This window comes from Spirillospora sp. NPDC048911 (genome assembly GCF_043198015.1).
Taxonomy (GTDB): Bacteria; Actinomycetota; Actinomycetes; order Streptosporangiales; family Streptosporangiaceae; genus Spirillospora.
Map to the genome: position 1 here is coordinate 915422 of NZ_JBICUD010000001.1, position 22214 is coordinate 937635.

Annotated in this window: 21 protein-coding genes and 1 pseudogene; 13 read left to right on the plus strand and 9 right to left on the minus strand. The window is 65.3% G+C overall.

The annotated features are described in order from the left end of the window. The first annotated feature begins 60 nt into the window (after positions 1-60). Both ACGFNU_RS04340 and ACGFNU_RS04345 read left to right on the plus strand, forming a co-directional pair. Complete coding sequence (locus tag ACGFNU_RS04340) at positions 61-369, plus strand: hypothetical protein (protein WP_392590056.1); 309 nt, start codon at positions 61-63, stop codon at positions 367-369. Beyond that, the gene (locus ACGFNU_RS04345; RefSeq protein ID WP_392590058.1) at positions 363-1355 is read left to right on the plus strand and encodes a hypothetical protein; all 993 of its coding nucleotides are present in this window, start codon (positions 363-365) and stop codon (positions 1353-1355) included. The genes ACGFNU_RS04340 and ACGFNU_RS04345 overlap by 7 nt, the downstream gene beginning before the upstream one ends. Here the strand turns inward: ACGFNU_RS04345 and ACGFNU_RS04350 are convergent. Both ACGFNU_RS04350 and ACGFNU_RS04355 read right to left on the minus strand, forming a co-directional pair. Further along, on the minus strand, positions 1352-1861 hold the full coding sequence (locus ACGFNU_RS04350) for an iron chaperone (protein WP_392590060.1): 510 nt from the start codon (positions 1859-1861) through the stop codon (positions 1352-1354). The two genes, ACGFNU_RS04345 and ACGFNU_RS04350, sit on opposite strands and share 4 nt — an antisense overlap. A gap of 120 nt (positions 1862-1981) precedes the next feature. Further along, positions 1982-2386, minus strand: a complete 405-nt coding sequence (locus tag ACGFNU_RS04355; RefSeq protein WP_392590062.1) for a VOC family protein — start codon at positions 2384-2386, stop codon at positions 1982-1984. Between the two features lie 87 nt (positions 2387-2473). On the opposite strand from ACGFNU_RS04355, the gene ACGFNU_RS04360 reads away from it, so the two are divergent. Next, on the plus strand, positions 2474-2914 hold the full coding sequence (locus ACGFNU_RS04360; RefSeq protein WP_392590064.1) for a nuclear transport factor 2 family protein: 441 nt from the start codon (positions 2474-2476) through the stop codon (positions 2912-2914). 108 nt (positions 2915-3022) lie between these two features. Here ACGFNU_RS04360 and ACGFNU_RS04365 read toward each other — a convergent pair whose 3' ends face one another. Next, positions 3023-3526, minus strand: coding sequence for an OsmC family protein (locus ACGFNU_RS04365; RefSeq protein WP_392590066.1), 504 nt, complete (start codon positions 3524-3526; stop codon positions 3023-3025). A 539-nt stretch (positions 3527-4065) separates the two neighbouring features. Between ACGFNU_RS04365 and ACGFNU_RS04370 the strand changes: the two genes are divergently transcribed. The 5 genes from ACGFNU_RS04370 to ACGFNU_RS04390 all read left to right on the plus strand — a co-directional run bounded on the left by ACGFNU_RS04370 (position 4066) and on the right by ACGFNU_RS04390 (position 8305). Continuing rightward, entirely contained in the window at positions 4066-4311 is a 246-nt protein-coding gene (locus ACGFNU_RS04370) for a hypothetical protein (protein ID WP_392590068.1), read from the plus strand. Between the two features lie 55 nt (positions 4312-4366). After that, the gene (locus tag ACGFNU_RS04375; protein WP_392590070.1) at positions 4367-4609 is read left to right on the plus strand and encodes a hypothetical protein; all 243 of its coding nucleotides are present in this window, start codon (positions 4367-4369) and stop codon (positions 4607-4609) included. Between the two features lie 471 nt (positions 4610-5080). Continuing rightward, positions 5081-5266 (plus strand): tyrosine-type recombinase/integrase, encoded by a 186-nt coding sequence (locus ACGFNU_RS04380; protein ID WP_392590072.1) that lies wholly within the window; start codon positions 5081-5083, stop codon positions 5264-5266. A 309-nt stretch (positions 5267-5575) separates the two neighbouring features. Further along, a complete protein-coding gene (locus ACGFNU_RS04385; RefSeq protein WP_392590074.1) occupies positions 5576-6865 on the plus strand; it encodes an FAD-dependent monooxygenase in 1290 nt (429 codons plus the stop codon). 513 nt (positions 6866-7378) lie between these two features. Continuing rightward, positions 7379-8305: a WD40/YVTN/BNR-like repeat-containing protein gene (locus ACGFNU_RS04390; RefSeq protein WP_392590076.1), complete on the plus strand. Its 927-nt coding sequence runs from the start codon at positions 7379-7381 to the stop codon at positions 8303-8305. A gap of 177 nt (positions 8306-8482) precedes the next feature. On the opposite strand, the gene ACGFNU_RS04395 is transcribed toward ACGFNU_RS04390, so the two are convergent. Next, complete coding sequence (locus tag ACGFNU_RS04395) at positions 8483-9127, minus strand: hypothetical protein (protein WP_392590078.1); 645 nt, start codon at positions 9125-9127, stop codon at positions 8483-8485. Between the two features lie 212 nt (positions 9128-9339). Beyond that, positions 9340-9498: a Scr1 family TA system antitoxin-like transcriptional regulator gene (locus tag ACGFNU_RS04400; RefSeq protein WP_392590080.1), complete on the minus strand. Its 159-nt coding sequence runs from the start codon at positions 9496-9498 to the stop codon at positions 9340-9342. On the opposite strand from ACGFNU_RS04400, the gene ACGFNU_RS04405 reads away from it, so the two are divergent. Beyond that, on the plus strand, positions 9433-10044 hold the full coding sequence (locus ACGFNU_RS04405) for a flavin reductase family protein (protein WP_392590082.1): 612 nt from the start codon (positions 9433-9435) through the stop codon (positions 10042-10044). The two genes, ACGFNU_RS04400 and ACGFNU_RS04405, sit on opposite strands and share 66 nt — an antisense overlap. A gap of 95 nt (positions 10045-10139) precedes the next feature. Then, complete coding sequence (car, locus tag ACGFNU_RS04410) at positions 10140-13565, plus strand: carboxylic acid reductase (RefSeq protein ID WP_392590084.1); 3426 nt, start codon at positions 10140-10142, stop codon at positions 13563-13565. A gap of 625 nt (positions 13566-14190) precedes the next feature. On the opposite strand, the gene ACGFNU_RS04415 is transcribed toward car, so the two are convergent. Both ACGFNU_RS04415 and ACGFNU_RS04420 read right to left on the minus strand, forming a co-directional pair. Continuing rightward, positions 14191-14424: a DUF397 domain-containing protein gene (locus tag ACGFNU_RS04415; RefSeq protein WP_392590086.1), complete on the minus strand. Its 234-nt coding sequence runs from the start codon at positions 14422-14424 to the stop codon at positions 14191-14193. After that, positions 14417-15265 carry a helix-turn-helix domain-containing protein gene (locus tag ACGFNU_RS04420; RefSeq protein WP_392590088.1) on the minus strand — a complete coding sequence of 283 codons (849 nt, stop codon included), beginning with the start codon at positions 15263-15265 and terminating at the stop codon, positions 14417-14419. Before ACGFNU_RS04420 ends, ACGFNU_RS04415 begins: the two co-directional genes overlap by 8 nt. A 526-nt stretch (positions 15266-15791) precedes the next feature. Between ACGFNU_RS04420 and ACGFNU_RS04425 the strand changes: the two genes are divergently transcribed. Next, complete coding sequence (locus tag ACGFNU_RS04425; RefSeq protein ID WP_392590089.1) at positions 15792-16133, plus strand: ATP-binding protein; 342 nt, start codon at positions 15792-15794, stop codon at positions 16131-16133. Positions 16134-17141: 1008 nt separating this feature from the next. Here ACGFNU_RS04425 and ACGFNU_RS04430 read toward each other — a convergent pair. Further along, positions 17142-18329 (minus strand): HNH endonuclease, encoded by a 1188-nt coding sequence (locus tag ACGFNU_RS04430; RefSeq protein WP_392590091.1) that lies wholly within the window; start codon positions 18327-18329, stop codon positions 17142-17144. A gap of 915 nt (positions 18330-19244) precedes the next feature. Between ACGFNU_RS04430 and ACGFNU_RS04435 the strand changes: the two genes are divergently transcribed. Further along, a complete protein-coding gene (locus tag ACGFNU_RS04435) occupies positions 19245-20051 on the plus strand; it encodes an SDR family oxidoreductase (protein WP_392590092.1) in 807 nt (268 codons plus the stop codon). 27 nt (positions 20052-20078) lie between these two features. Then, positions 20079-20972: a helix-turn-helix transcriptional regulator gene (locus ACGFNU_RS04440; protein WP_392590094.1), complete on the plus strand. Its 894-nt coding sequence runs from the start codon at positions 20079-20081 to the stop codon at positions 20970-20972. 345 nt (positions 20973-21317) lie between these two features. Here ACGFNU_RS04440 and ACGFNU_RS04445 read toward each other — a convergent pair. Continuing rightward, positions 21318-22058 (minus strand): annotated as a pseudogene (locus tag ACGFNU_RS04445) (transposase). Positions 22059-22214 lie beyond the last annotated feature (156 nt).

Here is a 22214-nt window from a genome sequence, read left to right on the forward strand (position 1 = left end):
GACGGCGATCCGCTGAGCGCTGTAACCACTGAGCGCTACGCCCGCCGTTTCAAGTTGGCGGTGCGCATCCTGCTGGTACCGGCGACTGCCTGGCTGGTGTGGTCGCTGTTCGAGTACCTTCGCGCCGGTTCGACACTGAACTACGACGACCCTCATTTCTTCTCTTCCCTCACGTTCGCGACCATCGTCTTCCTGACTCTGCTGGCCCTGGAGATTCTGAGACCCCTGGACCGGCCGGACAGCCGCCGCATCCGCGTGCGCCTCGGCCTGGTGAGCGCGTTCACCTCGCTGCTGTGCCTGGCATCGCGATGGCATAGGTCATGGTCTATGGCAAGGGGGCCGAGCAGAGCACGGTCGGCAGCATGGTGACCAACGACAAGGCCACCGAGCGTTACCTCACCGAGTACCTGCCGCAGCATGGCGCCGGGTACACCAAAGTGCCGACCGGGATCTTCATCCAGGCGGTGGAGTTCAATGGCGCCAGCAACGTCAAGGTATCCGGCTATGTCTGGCAGCGAATTCCCCGTGACCTCCGGGTCAAGCCCGGCGTCGTCTTCCCGGAGGCCGGCGACTCCTACGCCGCCACCGAAAAGCTCGTTTACGAACACGACGAGGGCGACCACAAGCTGATGGGGTGGTACTTCAACACCGAGTTCCGCCAGCTGTTCGACTATGGCAGTTACCCGCTGGACAAACAGAACGTCTGGCTGCGCATGTGGGGCATGGACTTTCAGCAGCGGGTGGTGCTCACCCCTGACTTCGCCGGGTATCCGCCGTGGAAGATCCGCGATATGACGGCGCTGGACTCGAAGATGGTCTACGGCGAATGGAACCCGGACTTCACTGCGTACAGCTACCTCAACAATCCGTACTCCACCAACTTCGGTTTCACGAAACCAACGGGGATCAGCAACAACACGCCAGAGCTCTATTTCAATCTCGGGCTCAAGCGCGACCCGCGAGGACCGCTCTACGGGCCGCTCATCCGCTGGTTGTTCATCGCCCTGATCGTGTTCTCGGCGATGTTCCTGATCACCGTCGACGAGGAGCGCCGCGAGATCGTCGGCTTCACGACGTTCCAGGTGATGAGCTTCGCGGTCGGCATGCTGCTGGTGATCGTCTTCGACCAGAACGCGATCCGCGAGGCGACCGACGCGAAGGGGGTGGTGTACCTGGAGTACTTCTCGTACGCCCTCTATCTGATGATCCTGATGGTCGGGCTTAATGCGATGCTGCTGACCGCCAAGATTCGGATACGCGCCCTCACCTGGGGCGGCAACCTGCTGCCCAAGCTGGTCTATTGGCCGGGATATCTAGGCCTCGTCCTGGCAGCCACCCTGCTCGCATTCTTCTAGCGGACCGCTTTCTTAATAAGCTCGCCGAACCTCTTCTCGTCCTCAGCCGTCAGCTCTTCCAGAGCGTACGCGGTCGGCCACATGTTGCCGTCGTCGAGGCTCGCGTTGTCGTTGAAACCGAACATCGAGTATCTGGTCTTGAACTTCTCCGAGCCCTGGAAGAAGCAAAGGACCTTGCCGTCCTTGGCGTACGCGGGCATTCCGTACCAGAGCCGCGACGAGAGTTCCGGAGCGTTGGCCTTGATGATGGCGTGCAGCTTCTCGGCCATGACGCGGTCGTGATCCGGCATCTCGGCGATCTTCGCGGGAACCTCACCTTCCTTGTCCGCCTTGGACGAGCGCGAACCCTTGCGAGCCGCCTTCACCTCCTTGGCGCGCTCCTTCATCGCGGCCCGCTCTTCGTCGGTGAATCCCTCGACAGCCTCGTCGGTGCGCTTGGAAGACTTCCTCGTGTCAGCCATTGTGGATTTCCTCCCCTGCGGGTTCTTCCTGGGAACGACACTCATCCAGGAACCTCCCGCGACCGAGGCTTCTCCGAAACTGATCGGTCGTAACCCGCCCACGACCAGCGACGATAACGAGGCGATGGTCAGCCCGCCCGTTGCAACGACAGACGCGGAAGCGCCTCAGGCGAAGTCGGCCGCCGTCATGCCGGCCGGATGGCCGGGCGGCCACTGCACGAGCTCGATCCTGTAGCCGTCGGGGTCGGTCAGCCATGACGTCCGCATCCCCGGCCCCAACTCCGCCGGCGGCTCGGCCGTGACGCCTCTGGCAGCGAGATCGACGATCGTGGCATCCAGATCGTCCGTCTGCACCACGAGATGATTGACCGCACCGGTGTCCTTGACCGGTCTCGCGGGATCGTGCACAAGCTCCAGGCTGACGAACGGATCGTCGGGCAACTGGAGCATGGTCAGGCTGCCGAAGTCCGTCTCGGGAACCCGGCCAAGCTCGACGTAGCCAAGCGCGGTATAGAAAGCAAGGGAACGCCCCAGGTCAGTGACCCGCAGCCCAAGATGCAGCATCCGCATGCGGGGAAGCCTATTGCCACCCGGACAAGGGCACCACTGCTACTGTTGGCCCATCCAATATTGGCGGAGCCAATGAAGCGAGGCCTGATGTCCGAACCGGCGCACTTGGCGGACCGCACCGAGATCGCCGACTTGCTGAGCCGCCTGAACCACTGGCTGGACGACCACCGGCTCAGCTGGCAGGACGACCGCCGCTACGCCGACCTAGACCGCCTCTACACCACCGACACAGTCGCGCGCAGCCCACGCGGCACCGTGCACGGCCTCGACGAGCTGATCGCCCACGTGCGCAGCCACAGCACCGACGCCCAACGCACCCAGCACGTCACCTCCGACGTACTCATAGACGTGGACGGCGACCAGGCGAACGTCACCGCCAACACGGTCGTGTACTTCTACCGTCCTGACGAAGGTCCGTTCCTCGCCACCGGGCTGCGTGCGTCCTTCACCGCCGTACGCACCCCGCTCGGCTGGCGCCTGGCCAGCACCGAGATGACCCCCCTGTGGCGCACACCGTTGACGGCTTGAGCCTGATCGCCCCCGACAAACATGACCAAGCCCTAGTGATGAGCTCACCCACGCGTAGGACATCAGCCCCGCGACCACCCCCAGCCATGTGCCGGGATGCTTCGCAGTTCAGGCAGAGTAGTCGACCGACAGACGCGCCGATCCGGTGATGGTCTGCAGGACCACGCAGTAGCGCTCAGTCAACTCGATCAGCTTGGCGAGCTGGGCTTGAGGGGCGTCGGTGTCCAGCTCGAACGTCAGCCGGATCTCGCGGAACCCCACAGGAGCGTCCCTGTCGACGGCCAGTGTGCCCCGGAAGTCGAGATCGCCCTCCGCCCTGACCGTGCCGCCCCGCAGGTCGACCTCCAGTGCCGTGGCGACCGACCCCAGCGTCACCCCGGCGCAGGCGGCCAGCGCTTGCAGCAACATGTCGCCCGAGCACAGAGACAAGCCATCACCACCAGTGGCCGGATGCAGGCCCGCCCTCGCGAGCGCGCGTCCGGTCTCCACCGAACAAGTAATGCCCTCACCCAGCGTCCCCTGTGCCTGCAGCGTCACCACCGCCGTCTCCGGATCCTCCCGGTAGCGAGCCTTCAACGGTGCCTGCAGATCTCTAAGCCCCTGCCGATCCATGGCCGCTCCCCAACGCTGAGGGTCCTCATACAGGCTATAAGCGAACGGTTCAGATCACTACCCAAGTTCCCGACCGCCTCACTCCAACAGACCCCGACCCCTGCCTGTCGGAGATCATCCGCCACCCAATCGTCCACGTCGAAATACAGAATCCAGCGAATTCCCCCAGCCTCAGAAAAAGGCCCGAAGTAATTCCGAACCTCTTCTCACCTGCGTCAACCTGTCGGGGTGGCGGAATCTGAACCCACGACCCCTTCGTCCCGAACCGCAAATAGCATCCATGTCGGGGACATGCAGGTAAAGGCGATCCGAGTTAAAATCCCAGATAGACGGCCTAAGGTGGCACCAGCCATTCACGGACAAAGATGGCCCGACCACGGATAAATCACGGACTGATGATCAAGAAGGAACTCGCCGTGGGATACTCGAAAAGACAAGGGCGACAACGGAAAATACCGCTACACGGCCTGCTACCTCGACATCAAAGGTCGACTGCGGTCAGCCGGTACATACTCCAATAAAAAGGACGCCGACAAAGCATGGCAACGCCAAGAGGTCGAGGTAGCCAGAGGCCGAACCGACGATCCAGCCCGAGGCAGACAACGCTTCAAGGACTACGTGGAGGAGACCTGGCTCCGAACCACCAGATCGAAGCCACCACTCGTGAGGGCTACACGTACGCGATCTACAGAAACATCATGCCGACGTTCGGCTCGATGCGAATGATCGACATCCTCCCCGAGCACGTCCGCGCGGGGTCATGGCGCTCAAGAACCAGGGCATGAAGCCGGTGACCATCCGCACCAGAAGATCATCCTCAGCGCCATCTTCACCACGGCGATGGACGACCAGGTCACCTTCATCCACCCCTGCCGCGGAGTATGTACGCCCCCGGTCGTCCGCAAGCCCCTCGAGATCATCACGCCCGAGCAGTTCGACGACGTCTACCACGCACTCCCCGAGGGAACCTTCCGGCTCCTCGCCGAAACCGAGATCGAGAGCGGTCTCCGCTGGGGGGAACTCAGCGAGCTCCGCGTGACAAAACCCGCATCCTCACCGTCAACCGCACAGTCGTCGAGCTGAACCCGAAGTTTCACCCGGAAGGCCGCCACTTCCTAGTCAAGGACTACCCGAAGGACAAGGAGTACCGCCGCTTCAAACTCAGCACCCAGATCACCGAGAAGCTAGAAGCCCACATCAGCTCGGCGAACCTCACCCAAGACGACCTCCTCTTCCAGATGCCACCTCAAGACAAGCCCCGAGCCCGCATCACCGAGATCCCAGACCCAGCCACCCTCGGCCGCACGGAACCGAACGAGAAGGGCCGCACCTACAACCACGGCACGCTCAGCGCGTCTCGCCGCCGGCCGGTGCCGCTGCGATTACTGCCGAGGCGCCTTCACCCTCTACCGAGCCGCCCGCCGCGCGAAGGGCAAGGACAACCCTCGCCCCCGCCGCGTCCGAGAGACCGACGGCCACATCCCCAACGACTGGTTCCGCCGCAGAATCTGGCACCCCGCCCTGCCCGTCGCCGGCCTCAACTCCGGACCCACCATGCGCGACCTACGCCACGCCCACGCCTCCTGGCTCCTCAACAGCGGCGCCGATCTCCAGGTAGTCAAGGAACGCCTAGACCACGCCTCCATCTCAACAACCGAGCGCTACCTACGCCCTCCCCGACGCCGACGAAACAGCCTTGGAAGCCCTCGCAAAACCCGCAACCCCTCAACCACCCGATAGCAGCGAGCGCTGCACCTCAACGGGAATCGTGCGTCCCAAAACCGCTGGAGGGAGTATCTCTCGGCCTCAAGAGAGATACTCCGCGCCTCCTGTCGACCATCCCAGCCTGGCCCTGGTGCGTTGCGTCGATCACGCCTGCTGTGTATCAACGCACTGACATGCCGAGTTCAGGGTGTTTGCGGAGCGTGGATGCGATTTCGGTCGTGCCGATGAGTTTTGTGTGGATCCGTGGTCGATACGGCTGGACACCGACAGCGGTGGGCCTGTGCTGGGAACGTCCAGCGCGGGAGGGATCATATGGAGGCAGTGATGAGCGTCGAGGACTCCAAGCAGGAGCACACCATCCGGACTGGCGGGCAGGGGACGCGGGTGAGCGGTCTCAGGGTGTTGGTGGCGGGGGCGAGCATCGCGGGACCCGCGCTGGCTCACTGGCTGCGCCGGTGGGGCGCCGAGGTGACCGTGGTGGAGCGGGCTCCTGCGCTGCGTCCCGGCGGGCAGGCGGTGGACGCGCGCGGGGTCGCCAAAGAGGTGATCGGGCGCATGGGGCTGGACGCGGCAGTGCGCGCGGCGTGCACCGACACCGCCGGCGCGCACACCGTGGACGCGGACGGGCAAGTACTGGAGACCTTCCGTGCCGACGACGACGGTGGCGACGGGTTCATCGCGGATATCGAGATCCTGCGCGGGGACCTGGCCCAGGTGCTCTACGACGACACCCGCGACGGCGTCGAGTACGTCTTCGGCGACCGGATCGCGGGGCTCACCCAGGACGCGGACGGGGTCGACGTGGTCTTCGCGGGCGGCGACCGACGGCGCTTCGACCTGGTGGTCGGGGCCGACGGGTTGCACTCGGAGCTGCGAGCGATGGTCTTCGGGCCGCATGAGCGGTTCCTGCGCCACCTTGGGCACGTGCTGGCCTTCTACAGTGTGCCCAACGAGTTCGGGCTGGACCGCTGGCTGCTCGAGTACCAGGACCAGGAGTCCGGGCGCTCTGCCCTCCTGCGGCCCATCCAGGACGCCACCCGGGCGATGGCCATGTTCTACCTCGCCTCGCCGGACTTCGACGTCGACTACCGTGACGTCGCGGCCCAGAAGGCCCTGCTGCGTGAGCGGATGGCGGGCCTGGGCTGGTTGACCCCGGACATCCTCGCGCACCTGGACGACACCCCGGACTTCTACCTCGACCAGGTCGCCCAGGTGGTGATGGACCGCTGGTCGAGTGGACGGGTGGGGCTGCTGGGGGACGCGGCGTTCAGCTCCTCGCCGATGTCGGGGCAGGGCACCGGGCTGGCGCTGGTCGGCGCCTACCTGCTGGCCGGGGAACTGGCCGCCGCCGGATGGGACCCCGACGCCGGGTTCGCCCGCTACGAGGCGCGGATGCGCTCGTTCGTCGAGGCCAACCAGGAGATCGGTCGGTTGAACGCCCGCAGCCGCGAGGTCCCCGGGCCAGACGCCGAGCCGGGCCCCGATTTCGCCGGCGAATGGTTCAGCGAGCTGGTCGGGCGCGCGATCAACGGCGTCGAGCTGCCCGACTACGCGGGGGTGTCGGACTCCGCGGCCCCGGCCGGATCGCCGATCACCTCGTCGGCCAAGCCGTAGGTGACACATGACGTGTCGAGAGGGGGCACGGCTTGGGCGGGACACCGCCGGACGACATCCGCTCATGCCGCCGATAGGCCGTTGGTCAGGGTTTTGGGGCAGCCGTGATCTGTTGGGTCCGGTATGGGTGTTGCCGGGGACTTCGCTGGGTGGCCAGTTAGCTTCCGGGGTTGGCGGGGATGTTGTGGAGGTCTCGGTCGGTGGCCAGGTTCGGACGGGCCCTACAACTGCCTACTGACAGTCGGAGACTGTGCGCGTAGCGTCACTGTCATGAGTGCTTTTCCGCGTAAGTTCATGCATTGTGCGTGTGTGCTCGGTCTTGTCAGTGCGGCCCCGGCTCCTGCTGTTGCCGATTCTGCGGCACCGGTGGCGGGACCAGCAGCGCCAGCGGTCTCGGTGGCCTGGCGATTCATGCCGACGGCCACGACCAATACCCTCTCGGCGGTCGATGTCGTGGACCGAGAGGTGGTCTGGGCCGCCGGGGGCCAGTTCATGGGATCCCCTGGGACTGTCGTGCGGACCCTTGACAGTGGCCGGGCCTGGCAGGATCTCACCCCACCAGGTGGGGAGGCCGAGTTCCTCCGCGATGTCGAGGCGTTCGACCGGGACCACGCCGTTGTGCTGGCCGTTGGCGACGCGACTAGCGGGGATCGGTCGCGGATCTATCGCACCGCGGATGGCGGGGTCACCTGGCAGGTGGTGTTCCAGAACCGCGATCTGAGGGAGGCCTACTCCTGTATGGCGTTCTTCGATCACCGCCATGGCCTTGCGGTCAGTGACCCGGTCGATGGCAGGTTCCGCCTCCTGGCCACCCACGACGGCGGCCGCACTTGGCGGCCGGCACCGCCTCGCCGACTTCCCCAGGCGCTGGACGGCGAGTTCACCTTGGGGGTGAACGGCACGTGCCTGGTGGCGGCGGGCCCACATGACGCCTGGTTCGGGACCGCGACCTCCTTCGGGCCCAGTCCCGTCCCGACCCCCAACGGCCGGGTGTTCCACACCCCAGACAAGGGACGGACCTGGACGGCGGCCACCACCCCGATTCCCGGTAACCCGCTCGGCATCTTCTCCCTGTCGTTCCGCGACCGCCGGCACGGCCTGGCGGTCGGCGGCAACATCCCGTTCCCGCCGGGGACCGCTGATGAGAGCACGGTCGCCCGCACCTTCGACGCAGGCCGGTCATGGCAACGTGGGGGCGCGCCAGCCGGGGCCCGGACCGGCGTGGCCTGGATTCCAGGGCCCGCACAGGCCGCGGTCGTGGTCGGCTTCAACGGCAGCGATGTGAGCTTCGACGGCGGCCGCACATGGACCCTGTTCGACCGCACCCAGCTGCTCGGCATCAACTGCCTGCCCCAGCTCACCTGCTGGGCCGTCGGAGCCCATGGCCAGGCCGCCAAACTCACGATCAAACACCACACCACCAAACACACCACGCGCTGAACCGGTTGTGATCGGGGGAGAGGTCGCCGCCATCGACGGAGATGAACTGTGGGAATTCGTGACGCGTGCTGCGGTACGTGGTCGACGAACTCGCTGGCCTAGCCTTTTGAGATTCTCAATGCACCGCCACCGCAGTCGCCCGGGAAACAACGTCCGCTCATGCCGCAGAGCGTGCTCCTACTTCGAGTGGCCGGCGACTGGGATGCTCGGTAGTCGGAATCGTCCTCGGGGGCCGGGCAGGGATGAGTAGTCCGACCAACTGCAGGTGTAGTCGCCGTGGACCTCGATGGCCGCCTGCCGTCCCTTCATGATGCCTGGACCGGTGTTGGGTCCCCAGGATCGTCTGCCGTGTATCCGCTGCCCCTCGTAGATGCGGAATGCGTGGGCGTTCGTCGTTCGACCGTGCGATGGCCGGGTCCAGTAGCCAGGATCGTTGGTCAGGACCAAGACGGCACCGCTCCAGTGTGGCCGTCTGACGAACTGCTCGACGCGCTGTATGTCTTTCACTACGTCATACGCTCGGATGTCCTGCGCGGCCTGGTTGAGCAAGGCGAAACGCTCGTTCTCGGCCACTCCGGTCCATGCGGCTGTCAGGTACTTCAGTTCCAGGGCTAGATGTTCGTCGATGTTTGGCTTGGACAGCAGCAGGTCCAGGCGCATGCCTGGGGAGGGTCTGGTCTCCAGGCGTACACGTAGGAACGGGTTCGACTGGTGGGCTGACCACGCCAGTGCATGCTGGAAGTCGGCTTCTGAGTGGAACACCGGCCTACGGCGCCGCAGATCCTCGACCCAGGTGGCAATATCGTCGGCCCAGCCGCTCACCCCACACAACCTATGCCCCCGTGATCGAACGGTCCGGCGAACGCGCATTCGCAGCGGTGGGGCCGTTGTGGTGGTTGTGGGTCAAGGTGGGTTGAGGGATTTGGTGCCTTCCAGTGCGTCGGCGAGGCTGGGGCTGGTGAGCAGTTGATCGAGGACCCAGAGCCGGCCGGATCGGCTAGAAAGTTCGGTGCTGTCTTGGGCCAGCCGCTGCCCTACCCGTCGGGATGGAAGTAGACGCCCTCGTTGACGACGAAGTCTCGGTAGGTGTGCAGCCCGCGATCGAACGGGAGCACCTGTAGGTCCACGTGTGGACGTCGGGAGTCGGTGAACAGGGAGTCGAACTGCGCTCGCATGGTCTCGGCGCTGCCCATGCTGTCCGGACCGGGCTTCCGGTATTCCCGGGAACCCGATGGCACTATGACCGGCCCGGACTCGGCTCCTCTCCATGGTGCGGCGCTCACAGGCTTGACGCTAGGGCGTGCCTATGGGATCTTCCCGAGCGGCATCACCACCGTCTGCGCGCTCCTCGACCACCACCCGTAGGACTGGTCGCCAGTTCGTTCACGTCCGTATCAACGCAGCCGCCGCTCGTCTCCGTCTGCACCGCCGACTCCTCCACCATCTGGCCCCGCCTGCGGACCGCCAACCGGATCGGTATCAGCGTGCTCGCCACCGAACACCGCGACATCGTGCGCCAACTGTCCGCCAAAGACACCGACGATTCGCAGGCCAATGACCACGCGATCTGGTTGAACAGCTCACCGCTGCGGCTGAGCTGCACGCTGCACCGAGAAATACACGCAGGCGATCACATCGTCGTGCTACTGGAAGTCGAGTCCACCGTCATCCGCCCCGAGCACAGCAGATCCACCAAAGACTCTTCACCGAGACCAACCCACGCCAACGCGCCGAGCTGATGCACACCGCCGGCACCGAAGCCTGCCTCGCCCTCACCCACTGAGCTAAGGATTCAACTGGTCCGTTATCCACCCACGCACGGAAAGGCCGTGAGTTGTTCACAACAGCCGCACGCGATTCCACAGATGGGCTGGCGCGAATCGTCGCCCTGGTCATGGACGGATACGCCGGACGCCCAGCGCTGGGTGAGCGGGTCAAGGAGGCGGTGATCGACCCGGTGTCGGGTCGGAAGATGCTGCGACTGCTACCGCGGTTCACCACGATCACCTATGCCGAGTTGTGGGAGCGGGCCGGAGCGACGGCCGCCGAGTGGCACCTTGACGGCCGGCGTCCAGTGAACGCCGGTGACTTCGTCGCGCTGTACGGCTTCACGAGCGCGGACTACACGGTGCTCGACCTGGCATGCCTCCGGCTGGGCGCGGTCACCGTGCCTTTGCCGTCGAACGCTCCGGTCGCACGGCTGGCGCCCATTGTCGAGGAGACCGCGCCACGCGTTCTGGCGGCGAGCCTCGAAGTCCTTGACAGTGCGGTCGAGCTCGTCCTGTCGGCTACGTCGAAGCCGCGGCTGCTGGTGTTCGACTACCATCCGGACGTCGATGATGAGCGCGAGAAGCTCGAGGCCGCGGGGGAGCGGCTTGCCCGGGCCGGTCTGAGCGCCCTCGACACCCTCGCTGTTGTGATCGAACGCGGCCGTTCCTTGCCGGACGTACCGCTGCCCCGGCCAAAGCCGGACGAGGACCCGATGCAGTTGCTCCTCTACACCTCCGGCAGCACGGGTTCCCCGAAAGGCGCCATCTACACCGAGCGGATGCAGCATCTTCTGTGGGCCGGCGTGGGGCACGCCAGCGCAGAACACGTCGTCAGCATCAACTACATGCCCCTTAGCCATACGGCCGGGCGCGCGGCCCTCTACGGCACGCTGAGCCGGGGCGGGACGGCTTGCTTCACGGCGAAGAGCGACATGTCGACCCTGTTGGAGGACATGGAGCTCGCACGGCCGACCGAGCTGCTGCTGGTCCCGCGCATCTGCGAAATGCTGTTCCAGGAGTACCAGAGGGAAATGGCCCGGCGCTCCTCGGAGTCCGCCGACCGGAGGGCGCTGGAGGCGGCGGTTGCGGCGGACCTGAGAGACCGTCTGCTCGGCGGCCGGGTCAGGGAGGTCTCCTGCGGCAGCGCCCCGCTCTCACCGGAGCTGAAGCGGTTCTTGGAATCCGCCCTGGGGCTGCCCCTGCACAACGTCTACGGGTCGACCGAGGCCGGCGTCCCCCTGCGCGACTCGCGCGTGCTGCGGCCTCCGGTGATCGCCTACAAGCTCGTCGACGTGCCCGAGCTCGGCTACTTCACCACGGACTTGCCGTACCCGCGAGGTGAACTGCTGCTCAAGATGACGTCGATGGCTCGCGGCTATTACAAGAGGCCTGAGGTGACGGCAGAGGTCTTCACCGAGGACGGTTTCTACCGGACCGGCGACATCATGGCCGAGACCGGCCCAGACCAGCTCATCTACATCGACCGCCGCAACAACGTGCTGAAGCTGGCCCAGGGCGAGTTCGTCACGATCTCACGGTTGGAGAGCGTCCTGGTCTCCAGCCCGCTCATCCGGCAGATCTTCGTATACGGCAACAGCGAGCGCGCGTATCCGCTGGCCGTGGTCGTGCCCACCGAACAGGCGATCGAGCAGGCAGCGAGCCACGAAGACCTCAAACTGGCGATCGGTGAGTCGATGCAGCGCATCGCCCGCCAGGCCGAGTTGGAGTCGTACGAGATCCCCCGCGACTTCCTCATCGACACCGAGCCGTTCACCGTGACGAACGGCCTGCTGTCCGAGCTCCGGAAGCCCCTGCGCCCTCAGCTCAAGGCACGCTACGGCGACCGCCTCGAAGCCCTCTACGACCAGTTGGCGAGCGGACAGGAAGACGCGCTGCGCGCCTTGCGTGAGGCGGGTCCCGAACGGCCCGTATTCGAGACGATCCGCCGTGCCGCCGGCGTGCTGCTGGGCTGCTCACCTGCGGATCTGACCGCGACCGTGCACTTCACGGATCTAGGGGTCGACTCGCTGTCGGCGCTGTCGTTCTCCAGGCTGCTTCGGGACGTCCTCGATGTCGAGATCCCGGTCGGGGTGCTGCTCAGCCCCGCGAACGACCTGCGGACGATCGCGGACCACATCGAGACCGAACGCGCTCTGGGTGTGAAACGGCCATCCTTCGCCGCAGTGCACGGTGCCGACGCCACCCAGCTCTCTGCGGCCGACCTCACGCTGGAGAAATTCCTCGACAAGGAGGTCCTGGAGAACGCAGGTCGGCTGCCACGCGCTGTCCAAGCGACCCCGCAGACCATATTGCTTACAGGCGCCAACGGCTTCCTCGGCCGATTCATGTGCCTGGACTGGCTGGAACGGATCGCCGAGACCGGCGGACGCCTGATCTGCCTGGTGCGAGGCCGAGACGCCGCCGATGCCCGCCATCGCCTCTGCGCCGCCTTCGACACCGGCGACGCGGACCTGCTGCGCCGCTACCAGAACCTGGCCGGCGACCACCTCGACGTCGTGCCCGGTGACATTGGCCTGCAACACCTCGGCCTGGACCAGGACACCTGGAGCCGGCTGGCCGCTGACGTCGACCTTGTCCTCCACCCGGCAGCGCTCGTCAACCACGTCCTGCCCTACGACCAGCTCTTCGGCCCCAACGTCGTCGGCACCGCAGAGGTGATCCGCCTGGCGCTCACCGGGAAGGTCAAGCCCGTCACGTACATCTCCACCGTTGGCATGGCCAGCGAGCTCGACCCTGCACAGCTCGACGAGACCGCCGACATCCGCAAGGTCTGCCCCGCACGCACTCTCTCGGACACCTACGCAAGCGGCTACGCGAGCAGCAAGTGGGCCGGGGAGGTACTGCTGCGCGAGGCTCACGAGACATGCGGCCTGCCCGTGACCGTGTTCCGGTCGGACATGATCCTCGCCCACACCCGGCACGCCGGTCAGCTCAACGTGCCCGACATGTTCACCCGCCTGCTCTTCAGCCTTGTCACGACCGGAATCGCACCGGCCTCCTTCTATCGCACCGACACGAAGGAAACCCTGCCCCACTACGACGGCCTGCCCGTCGACTTCGTCGCTCAAGCCGTCAACACCCTGAGCGTGCGCAACACCGACAGGTACCGGACATACAACGTCGTCAACCCCCACGACGACGGCATCTCGCTCGACACCTTCGTCGACTGGCTCACCGACGCCGGCCACCCGATCCACCGCATCGACAGCTACGACGACTGGTTCACCCGCTTCGAAACCGCCCTGCGGGCACTGCCCGAGGCCCAACGCAGCCACTCACTCCTACCGCTGCTCCACGCCTACCGACACCCGGACGACCCGATGAACGGCTCACCCATCCCCTCCGACCGCTTCGCCAGGGCCGTTCGAGAAGCCGGCATCGGCGCCGACAACGACATCCCCCACCTGTCCGCCGCGCTGATCGTCAAGTACGTGACCGACCTGCGCGGTCTCAACCTGCTGCAGATCTAGCCGACACCGGCACTTGCGCGCGCGGAGGACACGAGATCGACTCGACAGTCGCGTGTAACTCGTCAGGTGACCTTGCCCTGACCTGGAGTTTCGCTGCCGTGAGGTGGCGATGCGTTCGCCGCAAGGCACCCGCGGCCTCTTCGCGTCCCACAATGGGGCTTCCTCTACGTGCCGTGGGTGGACAGGTGGCTAGCCGTCCGGCATCTCGTTGGTGGCGAACGGAGCCTCAGGCCCGTCGCCGAAGAACTGATCGATGCCCACCGGAACACCCGATCACAGAGGACACCCCGATGACAACGCCGCCCCCAGCCCATCCGGTTTGGCAGTCTCCTCACCCTTGAGGGTCTTCTGCGAGACAACTGCGCGCTACGTTGACGACCTCAGCGTCAACACCCGCCGGTAGGGCGATGCCTGAGTCCCCGACGTGACATGCGACGTTATCGACCGGGTGACCGCCCTTGAGCGCGACGTGGCGCCCGAGGGGGCTCATGCAATGCAACATCTGCAAGAAGACCGTCACCGCCCTGCTCCACCTGGACGAGTAACGGTCTTCTCTTGGTCTCTCCGCTGCCCGAGCGGAAAACCAGGTGCTTGCGGAGGAGCGGAACTGGCCTTCCGGGCCGGTTCACCCCTGGTCGAAGACGCCCGCCTTGATCTGATGCCTGAGCTTCTGCCAGACCCGGCCTTCGAGGACGAGCTTGGGGCCTTCCGGGTCCTTGGAGTCGCGCACAGCTGCGTAACCAACGGTGTCGGAGTTTTGAAGTTCGAGTGTGGGGGGCAGGGCGGCGACTTCCACGCAGTTCTCACCGCTGGTGCTGTACGAGGAGCGGCGCCATGCGAGGCGTGGACCCTCACCCATCCGTGATCTCCCTTGCAGCACGTTCGATACGTGCTTCCGACTCGTCCGGAGACATGGCCATTTCGGATAGTTCGTCGAAGACCACCCTACGGCGAGCGACGTCGTCTTCGGACTCGAGATAGATGTCCCCGCCGGGAGTCTCCAGGTAGGCGATGTCGGGATCGATGCTGACCTCGAAGGTCAGGACGACGAAGCCCCCGTTGAGGCCAGGATGACGTCCGCGAACGAACGGGAGCACTTGTAGGTCTACGTGCGGACGTCGGGAGTCGGTGAGCAGTGAGTCGAACTGCGCTCGCATGGTTTCGGCGCTGCCCATCCTGCGATACAGGATTGCCTCGTCGAGGACGACGTGCAGCTTGGGAGCGTTGGGCCGACTCAGGATCGATCGCCTCGTCATGCGCGCAGCGACACGACGCTCGATGTCCGCAGCGTCAGAGGTGAATGCCATCACGACCTCTCGCGCGTAGTCGGGCGTCTGGAGCAGACCAGGGACGACCTGCGGTTGCCATTCGCGGATCTGGGATGCCTCGTCCTCGAGCGAGAGATACGTGCCGGCGAAGATGTCGCGGTAAGCGGTCCACCAGCCGCGCTTCCAAGCCTCCTTTGCGAGTTGCAGTAGAGCATCGCGTTGGGGGCTGGCGACGCCGTAGAGATCCATGACCGCGTTGAGATCGTTGCCGCTGGCCTTGGTAAGAGCCCGCTCGATTCGCATCACCTTCTGACGACTCCACCCCAGCCGTTGGGCGACGTCCTCCGGACGCAGGTCGGCATGTTCGCGCAGTTCACGTAGCTCTCTTGCGAGCCGGCGGCCGCGAACTGTCGGACTATGTGGCTGCACCATGACCGGCAGTCTGCCCTCCTCGCTGGGCCAGGAGCACGACCTTGCGGCAACTCTTCAAAGTAAAAGCGTCCAAGTCATTGTGATCATGAACAGTACAGAGTCACTATGGCACGGCAACGCACTGTGATTGATAGATGACAGTGCGATCGGATGGCGGCGAGGTGGCCTGCGCCCATAGCCGGCGAGCTCGACGGAGCCGGTCCGGACGAGGCGGAGCGACTGCTGCGTCGACAGGATTCGCGCGGCCGGGCGATGGATTGGAGACCCTGTCCGGCCGCGCGTCCTCACCCTCGAAAGGGAGGTACGGATGAGGATAGCTCTGAGGGCGGTGGTTCCGCCCTCCCTGAAGGGCGCTGAAGGGTCCTCACATGTCGCCGGGGAGTCCGGCCAGAGCGCGCCGTCTGTCAGGACGAACATGGATGGGACGCTGGCCTTCCCCATGGCGCCGACCCATCAGTTCACGGACGACGGAGCGAGCACAGAATCGGACAGAGACGGTTGTGTGTGGCGAGTCGAGGTGCCCGGAGTGGCCGAGGCGATACCTCTGCTGCGTCGGTGGGTGCGCCTGCTCCTGGTCGACGAGTTGGCCGAGGCGTTCGAGCTGATCGTCAGTGAGTACAGCACGAATGCGTTGTGGCATACGGCCAGTAGCCGACCCGGTGGCCGGATCAAGGCTGAGCTCAGCATCAGCAGGAAGCAGACACGCCTCACGGTCCTGGACGACGGCCCCATCCCTGCCCGCCCCGATCAGAGCGCCGATCCGGAAGAGCACGGACGCGGATTGCTCCTGGCGTACGCATACGCCGGTGAGACCGGCGAGTACGACTGCGCCGACGGCCACGCCTCCTGGGCACTCATCAGGCACTGAGACCAGGACGCACGCCGCACCCCCCGTGACACGCGTCCTTCGCCGGCCACGGCTGGCTGGCTTGTCGTGCGGCCGGTGATCGTCCCCCCGGTTTCACCGGCCGCACGACCCTTCAACAGGCCATCTTGGCCATCCATCACCTAAGGAGCGTGCTCGCTGCACGTTTGCTTGGAGGTGACCTAGTGACTCTTCTAGAGCCCGTCATCCAAGTCGGTGGAGCTCCCTATGGACTATCCGCCGCGCGACCTAACGCCCTGGCTGCGGAGACCGACCTTGATCTGGCCGTCGTCTGGCTCCAGCGACGGTATCCAGGCCTGCGCTGTTGGTGGGGCGAGTACACCGGCTCTATCTGGGCCCTGCTGCCCGGTCAGCTGGTCGAGGCGAAGAACGCCATCGATCTCGCCCGCCGTATCGACGCGATATCCGAGCACTCGACTCTCCGGGACACCACGGGATGCCTCGTCCAGCAGGAGAAGCCACCGCAGCGCACACCCACCGGGTCATGGGAAAACCCCGGCCGGCAGCCACCCCTTGCGGCCGGCCGACTTCTGCCCGCTGACGTAGCGACGTGCCGCCGACGTAACGGTCGGCTCAGCCGCCTGCTCGCCGGTTGCCGCCGCATCCTTCTGAGAGAAGCACGACCGGGAATCGAAAGGCGCTGAGGCGGCAGTTTCGGGTCGAGTTCCTTCGAAGTAAGCGCTCGCAGCTTTCAGGATCTCGTAGCCCGCCGCGGTTCCCGATTTTCTACCCGAGTCAGCGATCCGCTGCGCGTCGTTTGTCGAGGTCCCTGGACGCTTGCCCACATCGACCTCGGCTTGACGGATCAGGTCCGCAGCATCTCGCGGTGCATGCCGAGGTGATCAGCCACACGAGTGATCGACCCGGTCGTGTAACCGGTCTGCTCACGCAGCCCAAACACGATATAAACCGCACGTTCACGCAGGTCAGGAGAGTACTTCGGCGGTGACGCCATGACCCGTCACCCTTTCAGGTATCAAAGGCCTCCACTCAATCCGGAGGCGCTTCACTTGCTTGGGCCTTCCAGGCAGCGTGGCGGGAGCGAGCCTCGGTGAGGAGAAGCTTGCGTAGCTGTTCGCGGGTCTGGCCGCGGGTTTTGATGGCGTGGCAGTTGGGGCACAGCGCGATCATCTGAATGGGGTGGTCGCGGCCCCAGTCCGCGCGGTCCTCGACGTGGTCGACTTCCAGGATGGGCTCGCCGCGGTCGGTGAGGTCGTCGGGCTGGCCGGCGCACACTGGGTTCTCGCAGCGGCCGCGGCTACGCAGGAGCACAGCCTTGACCGCAGTCGTGGAACGTACGGGCCGTTCGCTGGCCGTACGACTGGTGCGGTCATGATCGCCACGTGCCTCGGCGGCTTCGACACTACGGCAAAGGCGCTCATAAGCCTTGAGGTCGCTGTCGTTGTGTCGTGTGGGACGGCTTGCCTCCGCAGATTGAAGGCCTACCTCGTTGAGCAGTGCTTGGGGGATCGCGCCGTCGAAGAAGCGACGGCCGAGTTCTGCGATGGCTTCGCCGCGTGCTTCCTCGGAAGAGGCTGCCAGCTCGTACGCCCACGGCGACAGGCCGCTGTGCGGGTCGTGCTCCTCCATCCATCCGAGGGGTTCGCCGTGCGCTGCTGGGATAGCCCCGGTATGACCATGCAGTTCCCACAGGTCGGTGTTGGCTAGGGCGAGGATCGGGAACTCTGGCCGAGGCCTTGAACGCGGCTGGCCGTACTCGCGCAGGAGGCCGCGCAGTTCAGCGTGGGCCGCGTTCCAGGAAATAAGGCGTGGAGCATGGCGAGCGGCGCGTCCCAGCGCCCACAGCAGGGTGATCGGCTGATGTCTGGCCGGTCCGTCAGCGGTACTGGCGACGCGCAGCCCCTGCAATTGCGCCATGAACCGTTGAAGGGGCGGGAGAGGTTCGTCGGTGACCACTTCGAACCCCAGTCGAGTCAGGAGTCGTCCGACGGTCTGGTGTCCGCCGGAGAACTCCCTGGCGCTCAGCGGCCGGCCCGCGACGGAACGGTAGGCCACGCCCACGATGGCCTTGGAGTCGTAGAAGTTGCCGTTGTAGTGCAGGAAGTACCGCCGCGCAGGGTCGAAGCCGTACTCATCGAGGAAGCGGTCCCGCCCCAAGCGATCGAACTCGGCAATCGCCTCCAGCACGGCCTCACGCGTGATGGACGAGAGATCCATAAATGGATGGTATGACCGAGTAGTGACGGTTCGCCTAGATTTGGGTCCGACCCGCGTCCCTACTGTGCGCGAGAAGGCCGACATCCGCCGCACCGCTCGCCAGCATCTAACGAGCGCAGTTGGCTCCTCGAGGAATGGTGGTGAAACTCCGCCGTCGCCCCGCTGTTCGCAACTCGCCTCATCGCGTCGGCCGGCGTCGGCTTTGGAAAGGTCGCGCTGTCTGGGGCATGAAGGTGCTCGGCTACAGGCCCAGCGAGATTGCGACCGTGGTCGCGTGCAAGGGGGCTGCCGACCCTGCTGATTCTCGCAGGGGGTGTGTGCTCGGAGATCGCTTCAAGCGACGCCACGTCCTGGCCCTCGCTCAATTCGCAGCAAGTACCGCATGGCTCGGGCTAGCTGCATACCTGCTGAGCGGCCGCACCCCCGTGGCGATGTTGTGCCTGCTGGCGCCGCTGTCTGGAACCGCCTACTTCATTTTCCTGCCCACGGTCCGCGGGTCCTGGCACTCAACGCCGCAGCCAAATCGGGGCGTCACCGTGACGAGCACCTGATGATGTTCCACTGAGGACATCCATGCCCCAGTACCGGCGGAACTCGCTCCGGCGAGGGCGCATGCTCGGTTGAAAGTCCGGCCCTCTAACTCAGCCCAACACGACCTGCACGACCCCGAAGCGATCAACCGGGAATCAAGCCGGTGGATCCGGGGTGAGTCATCGCACCAGGGAAGGGGGCTCTCACAGTACCTGGATCACCAGGGTCTCCCAGACGTCCAAAACGCCTGTCAACCTGGTTGAGTCGAAAGCGCCGACAACACTCCATGGACACGCACTGCAGCTTTATCCATCAGTTCAATTCAGCTGCCCAAATGCGCGACCGTGTCGGCGCATTATTTCACGAAAGAAGAGACGGAGACCAATGGCGGGCAACGAATTCGCCACTGACACGGAACTTTTCGATCTGAGTGGGAAGTACGCCCTTGTCACTGGCGGCACCAGGGGCATTGGAATGATGATAGCGCGCGGCCTTCTCCAGGCGGGCGCCCGCGTCGTCATCAGCTCACGTAAGGCAGACGCGTGCGCAGAGGCACAGCATCTACTGTCCGAATTCGGCGACGTTCAAGCAATCCCCGCCGATCTGTCCAGGCACGACGAGTGTCAGCGCCTCGCTGATCTTGTCAAGGCCGACTCGGAACGCCTGGACATCCTTGTCAACAACGCGGGAGCGATGTGGCGCGAGCCGCTGGAGACGTTCCCGGACGAGGCCTGGGACGCAGTGATCGACCTCAACCTCAAATCGCCGTTCTGGCTGGTGCAGGCGCTGCTCCCCGCACTTCGCAGGGCGGCCACCGCCGATGATCCCGCCCGGATCATTAACATCGGCAGTATCGCCGCCATCCACGTCGCCCAGTCGCCCAACTATTCGTACGCCAGCAGCAAAGCGGCACTCCATCAACTCACCAGAGTGCTTGCCAGAGAGCTGGGCCCACAGCACGTCACGGTGAACGCGGTAGCACCGGGAGTGTTCCCGTCGCAGATGATGGCGTCCACGCTCGATGCCATCGGCGACACGATCGCGGCGGCGACCCCTCTGCGCCGGCTCGGCCGCGACGACGACATGGCGGGTATCGCCGTGTTTCTCGCTAGCCGGGCCGGCTCCTACCTCACGGGCACCATCATCCCGGTGGACGGCGGCATCGCGACGACCGCATCAGGTACTCCTTAGACTGCGGGACGGGCTTACGGTGAGGGGATGGCCACGATGGATCTACGCACCGAGATCCGGGAGTTTCTCAGCTCGCGTCGCGCCCGCATCGCACCCGAGCAGGCGGGCCTGCCCGCGTACGGCGGCAACCGCCGGGTCAAAGGTCTGCGCCGCGAGGAGGTAGCGCTACTGGCGGGGGTATCGGTCGACTACTACGTGCGCATGGAGCGCGGTGGCCTCGCCGGTGCCTCCGATGGCGTGCTCGACGCGTTGGCCTCTGCCTTGCAACTCGACGAGGCCGAGCGCGACCACCTGTTCCAGCTCGCGCGCCAATCCAGGGTGCCCAGCGGCCCACGCCGGCGTAGGCCTGCCGTGACGGTGCGCTCGACGCTGCAGCAGGTGCTCGACGCGATCTCCGATGCGCCGGCCTGGATCGGTAACGGCCGTTATGACGTGCTCGCCATGAATCAACTCGCTCGCGCACTGTATTCACCGGTGCTGGCCGACCCGCGACGGCCCGCGAACACAGCGCGGTTCGTCTATCTGAACCCCGAGGCGGCCGAAGATTTGTTTGTCGACTACGACCAAATTGCCGGTGACGTGGCCGCGAAGCTACGCATGGAAGCCGGCCGCGATCCGCACGACGAGGAGCTGATCGCCCTAGTCGGCGAACTGTCAACGCGCAGTGAGCTATTTCGGCAGCGGTGGGCATCTCAGGACGTGCGGCTGCACCGGTCCGGCCGCAAGCGTGTGCGCCATCCGATCGTGGGCCGGCTCGACTTGGACGTCGAGTCCCTGGAACTGCCCGCCGAACCCGGCCTGCGCCTCAACATCTACACCGCACCCGCGGGCACATCGACCGCTGACAATCTAGCGCTCCTGGCATCGTGGGCGGCCACCCAACAGACGCTGGCGACCGAACTCGAAGCACACAACGGATAGTCCAAGCTCTCAGCCGTACTAGTCAGCGGACCATGACGTGGGGCAACAATCCGCCGGAAAGTAAACACGGGAATGAGACAAAACTCAGTGTGGACACGCGCGTGAACCGTTGAAGATGGCGCTGTGGCAGCGCGATGACGCCACTCCTGATTGTATGCGGCGAGCCGTTCGATGTCGGCCTCGGGTGCCGCGGCCGGGCCCGCCAGAGTTGCCTCGCCGCCGTTCTGGCCAGCTTCGCGGCGTCGAATAGCCGGGTCTCCAAAGCTCGGTGATAAGGGGAGCGAGGAGGGTCACGTCCAGCGGGTGGTGTATGAGTCGGTCTCCGCGTGATCCTGTTTGTGCAGGTTAAGCGGTCAGTGCCGCTAGTTGCTGAGTTTGGTCATGTGACTCGCCGTCGATGATGTGGAGGCGGAATTTGGTGAGGATTTCTGCGCCCATGTAGCGGCGGGCTTCGGTCCATTCGTCGGTTTATTCCATCAGGACGGCGCCGACCAGGCGGACGATCGCGGGCCGGTCGGGGAAGATCCCGACCACGTCGGTGCGCCGTCGGATTTCCTTGTTGAGGCGTTCTTACGGGTTGTTGCTCCAGATCTGTTTCCAGATCTCACGTGGGAACGTGGTGAAGGCCGGCAGGTCGGCCTTGGCCTCGTCCAGATGCGTGGCGGCGTCGGGGTGTTTGGCCTCCAGTGCGGTGACCGCTCGCGTGTGTGCGGCTTGGACCTCGGTCGCGTCGGGCTGGTCGAACACGGCGCGCACCCCCAGCAGATACGCCGTCGCCACCACCGACACCAGCGCCTGCTCAGCGCGCCGCCGCCGATCCAGCAGCCACTCAGGAAAGTACGACCCCGACCGCAGCTTGGGAATCTGAAGCTCCACCGTCCCGGCCCGGGTGTCCCACTCACGCTCCCGGTAACCGTTGCGGCTGTTGACGCGCTCGATGCTGCGTTCGCCGTACTCGGTCCCGCAGACCGCGTCGGCCTTGGCCGACATCAAAGCGTGCGCCATCGTCGTCACCATCGCACGCAACAGATCCGGCTCACACGCCCGATCTGCTCGGAAACCACCCACCGGCATCCACACCGTCATTCACGGCCATCGCGTTGTTGCTCCCTTCGAAATCTTGGTCGATTCGAAGGATCACGCGGTGGCCGCCTCACGTCACGACGCCATGCCTCTCACCAGCGGAAACTCGTACACCACCCCCGTGGACGCAACCGAGATCGTGTGAGGAGCTTTAACGGT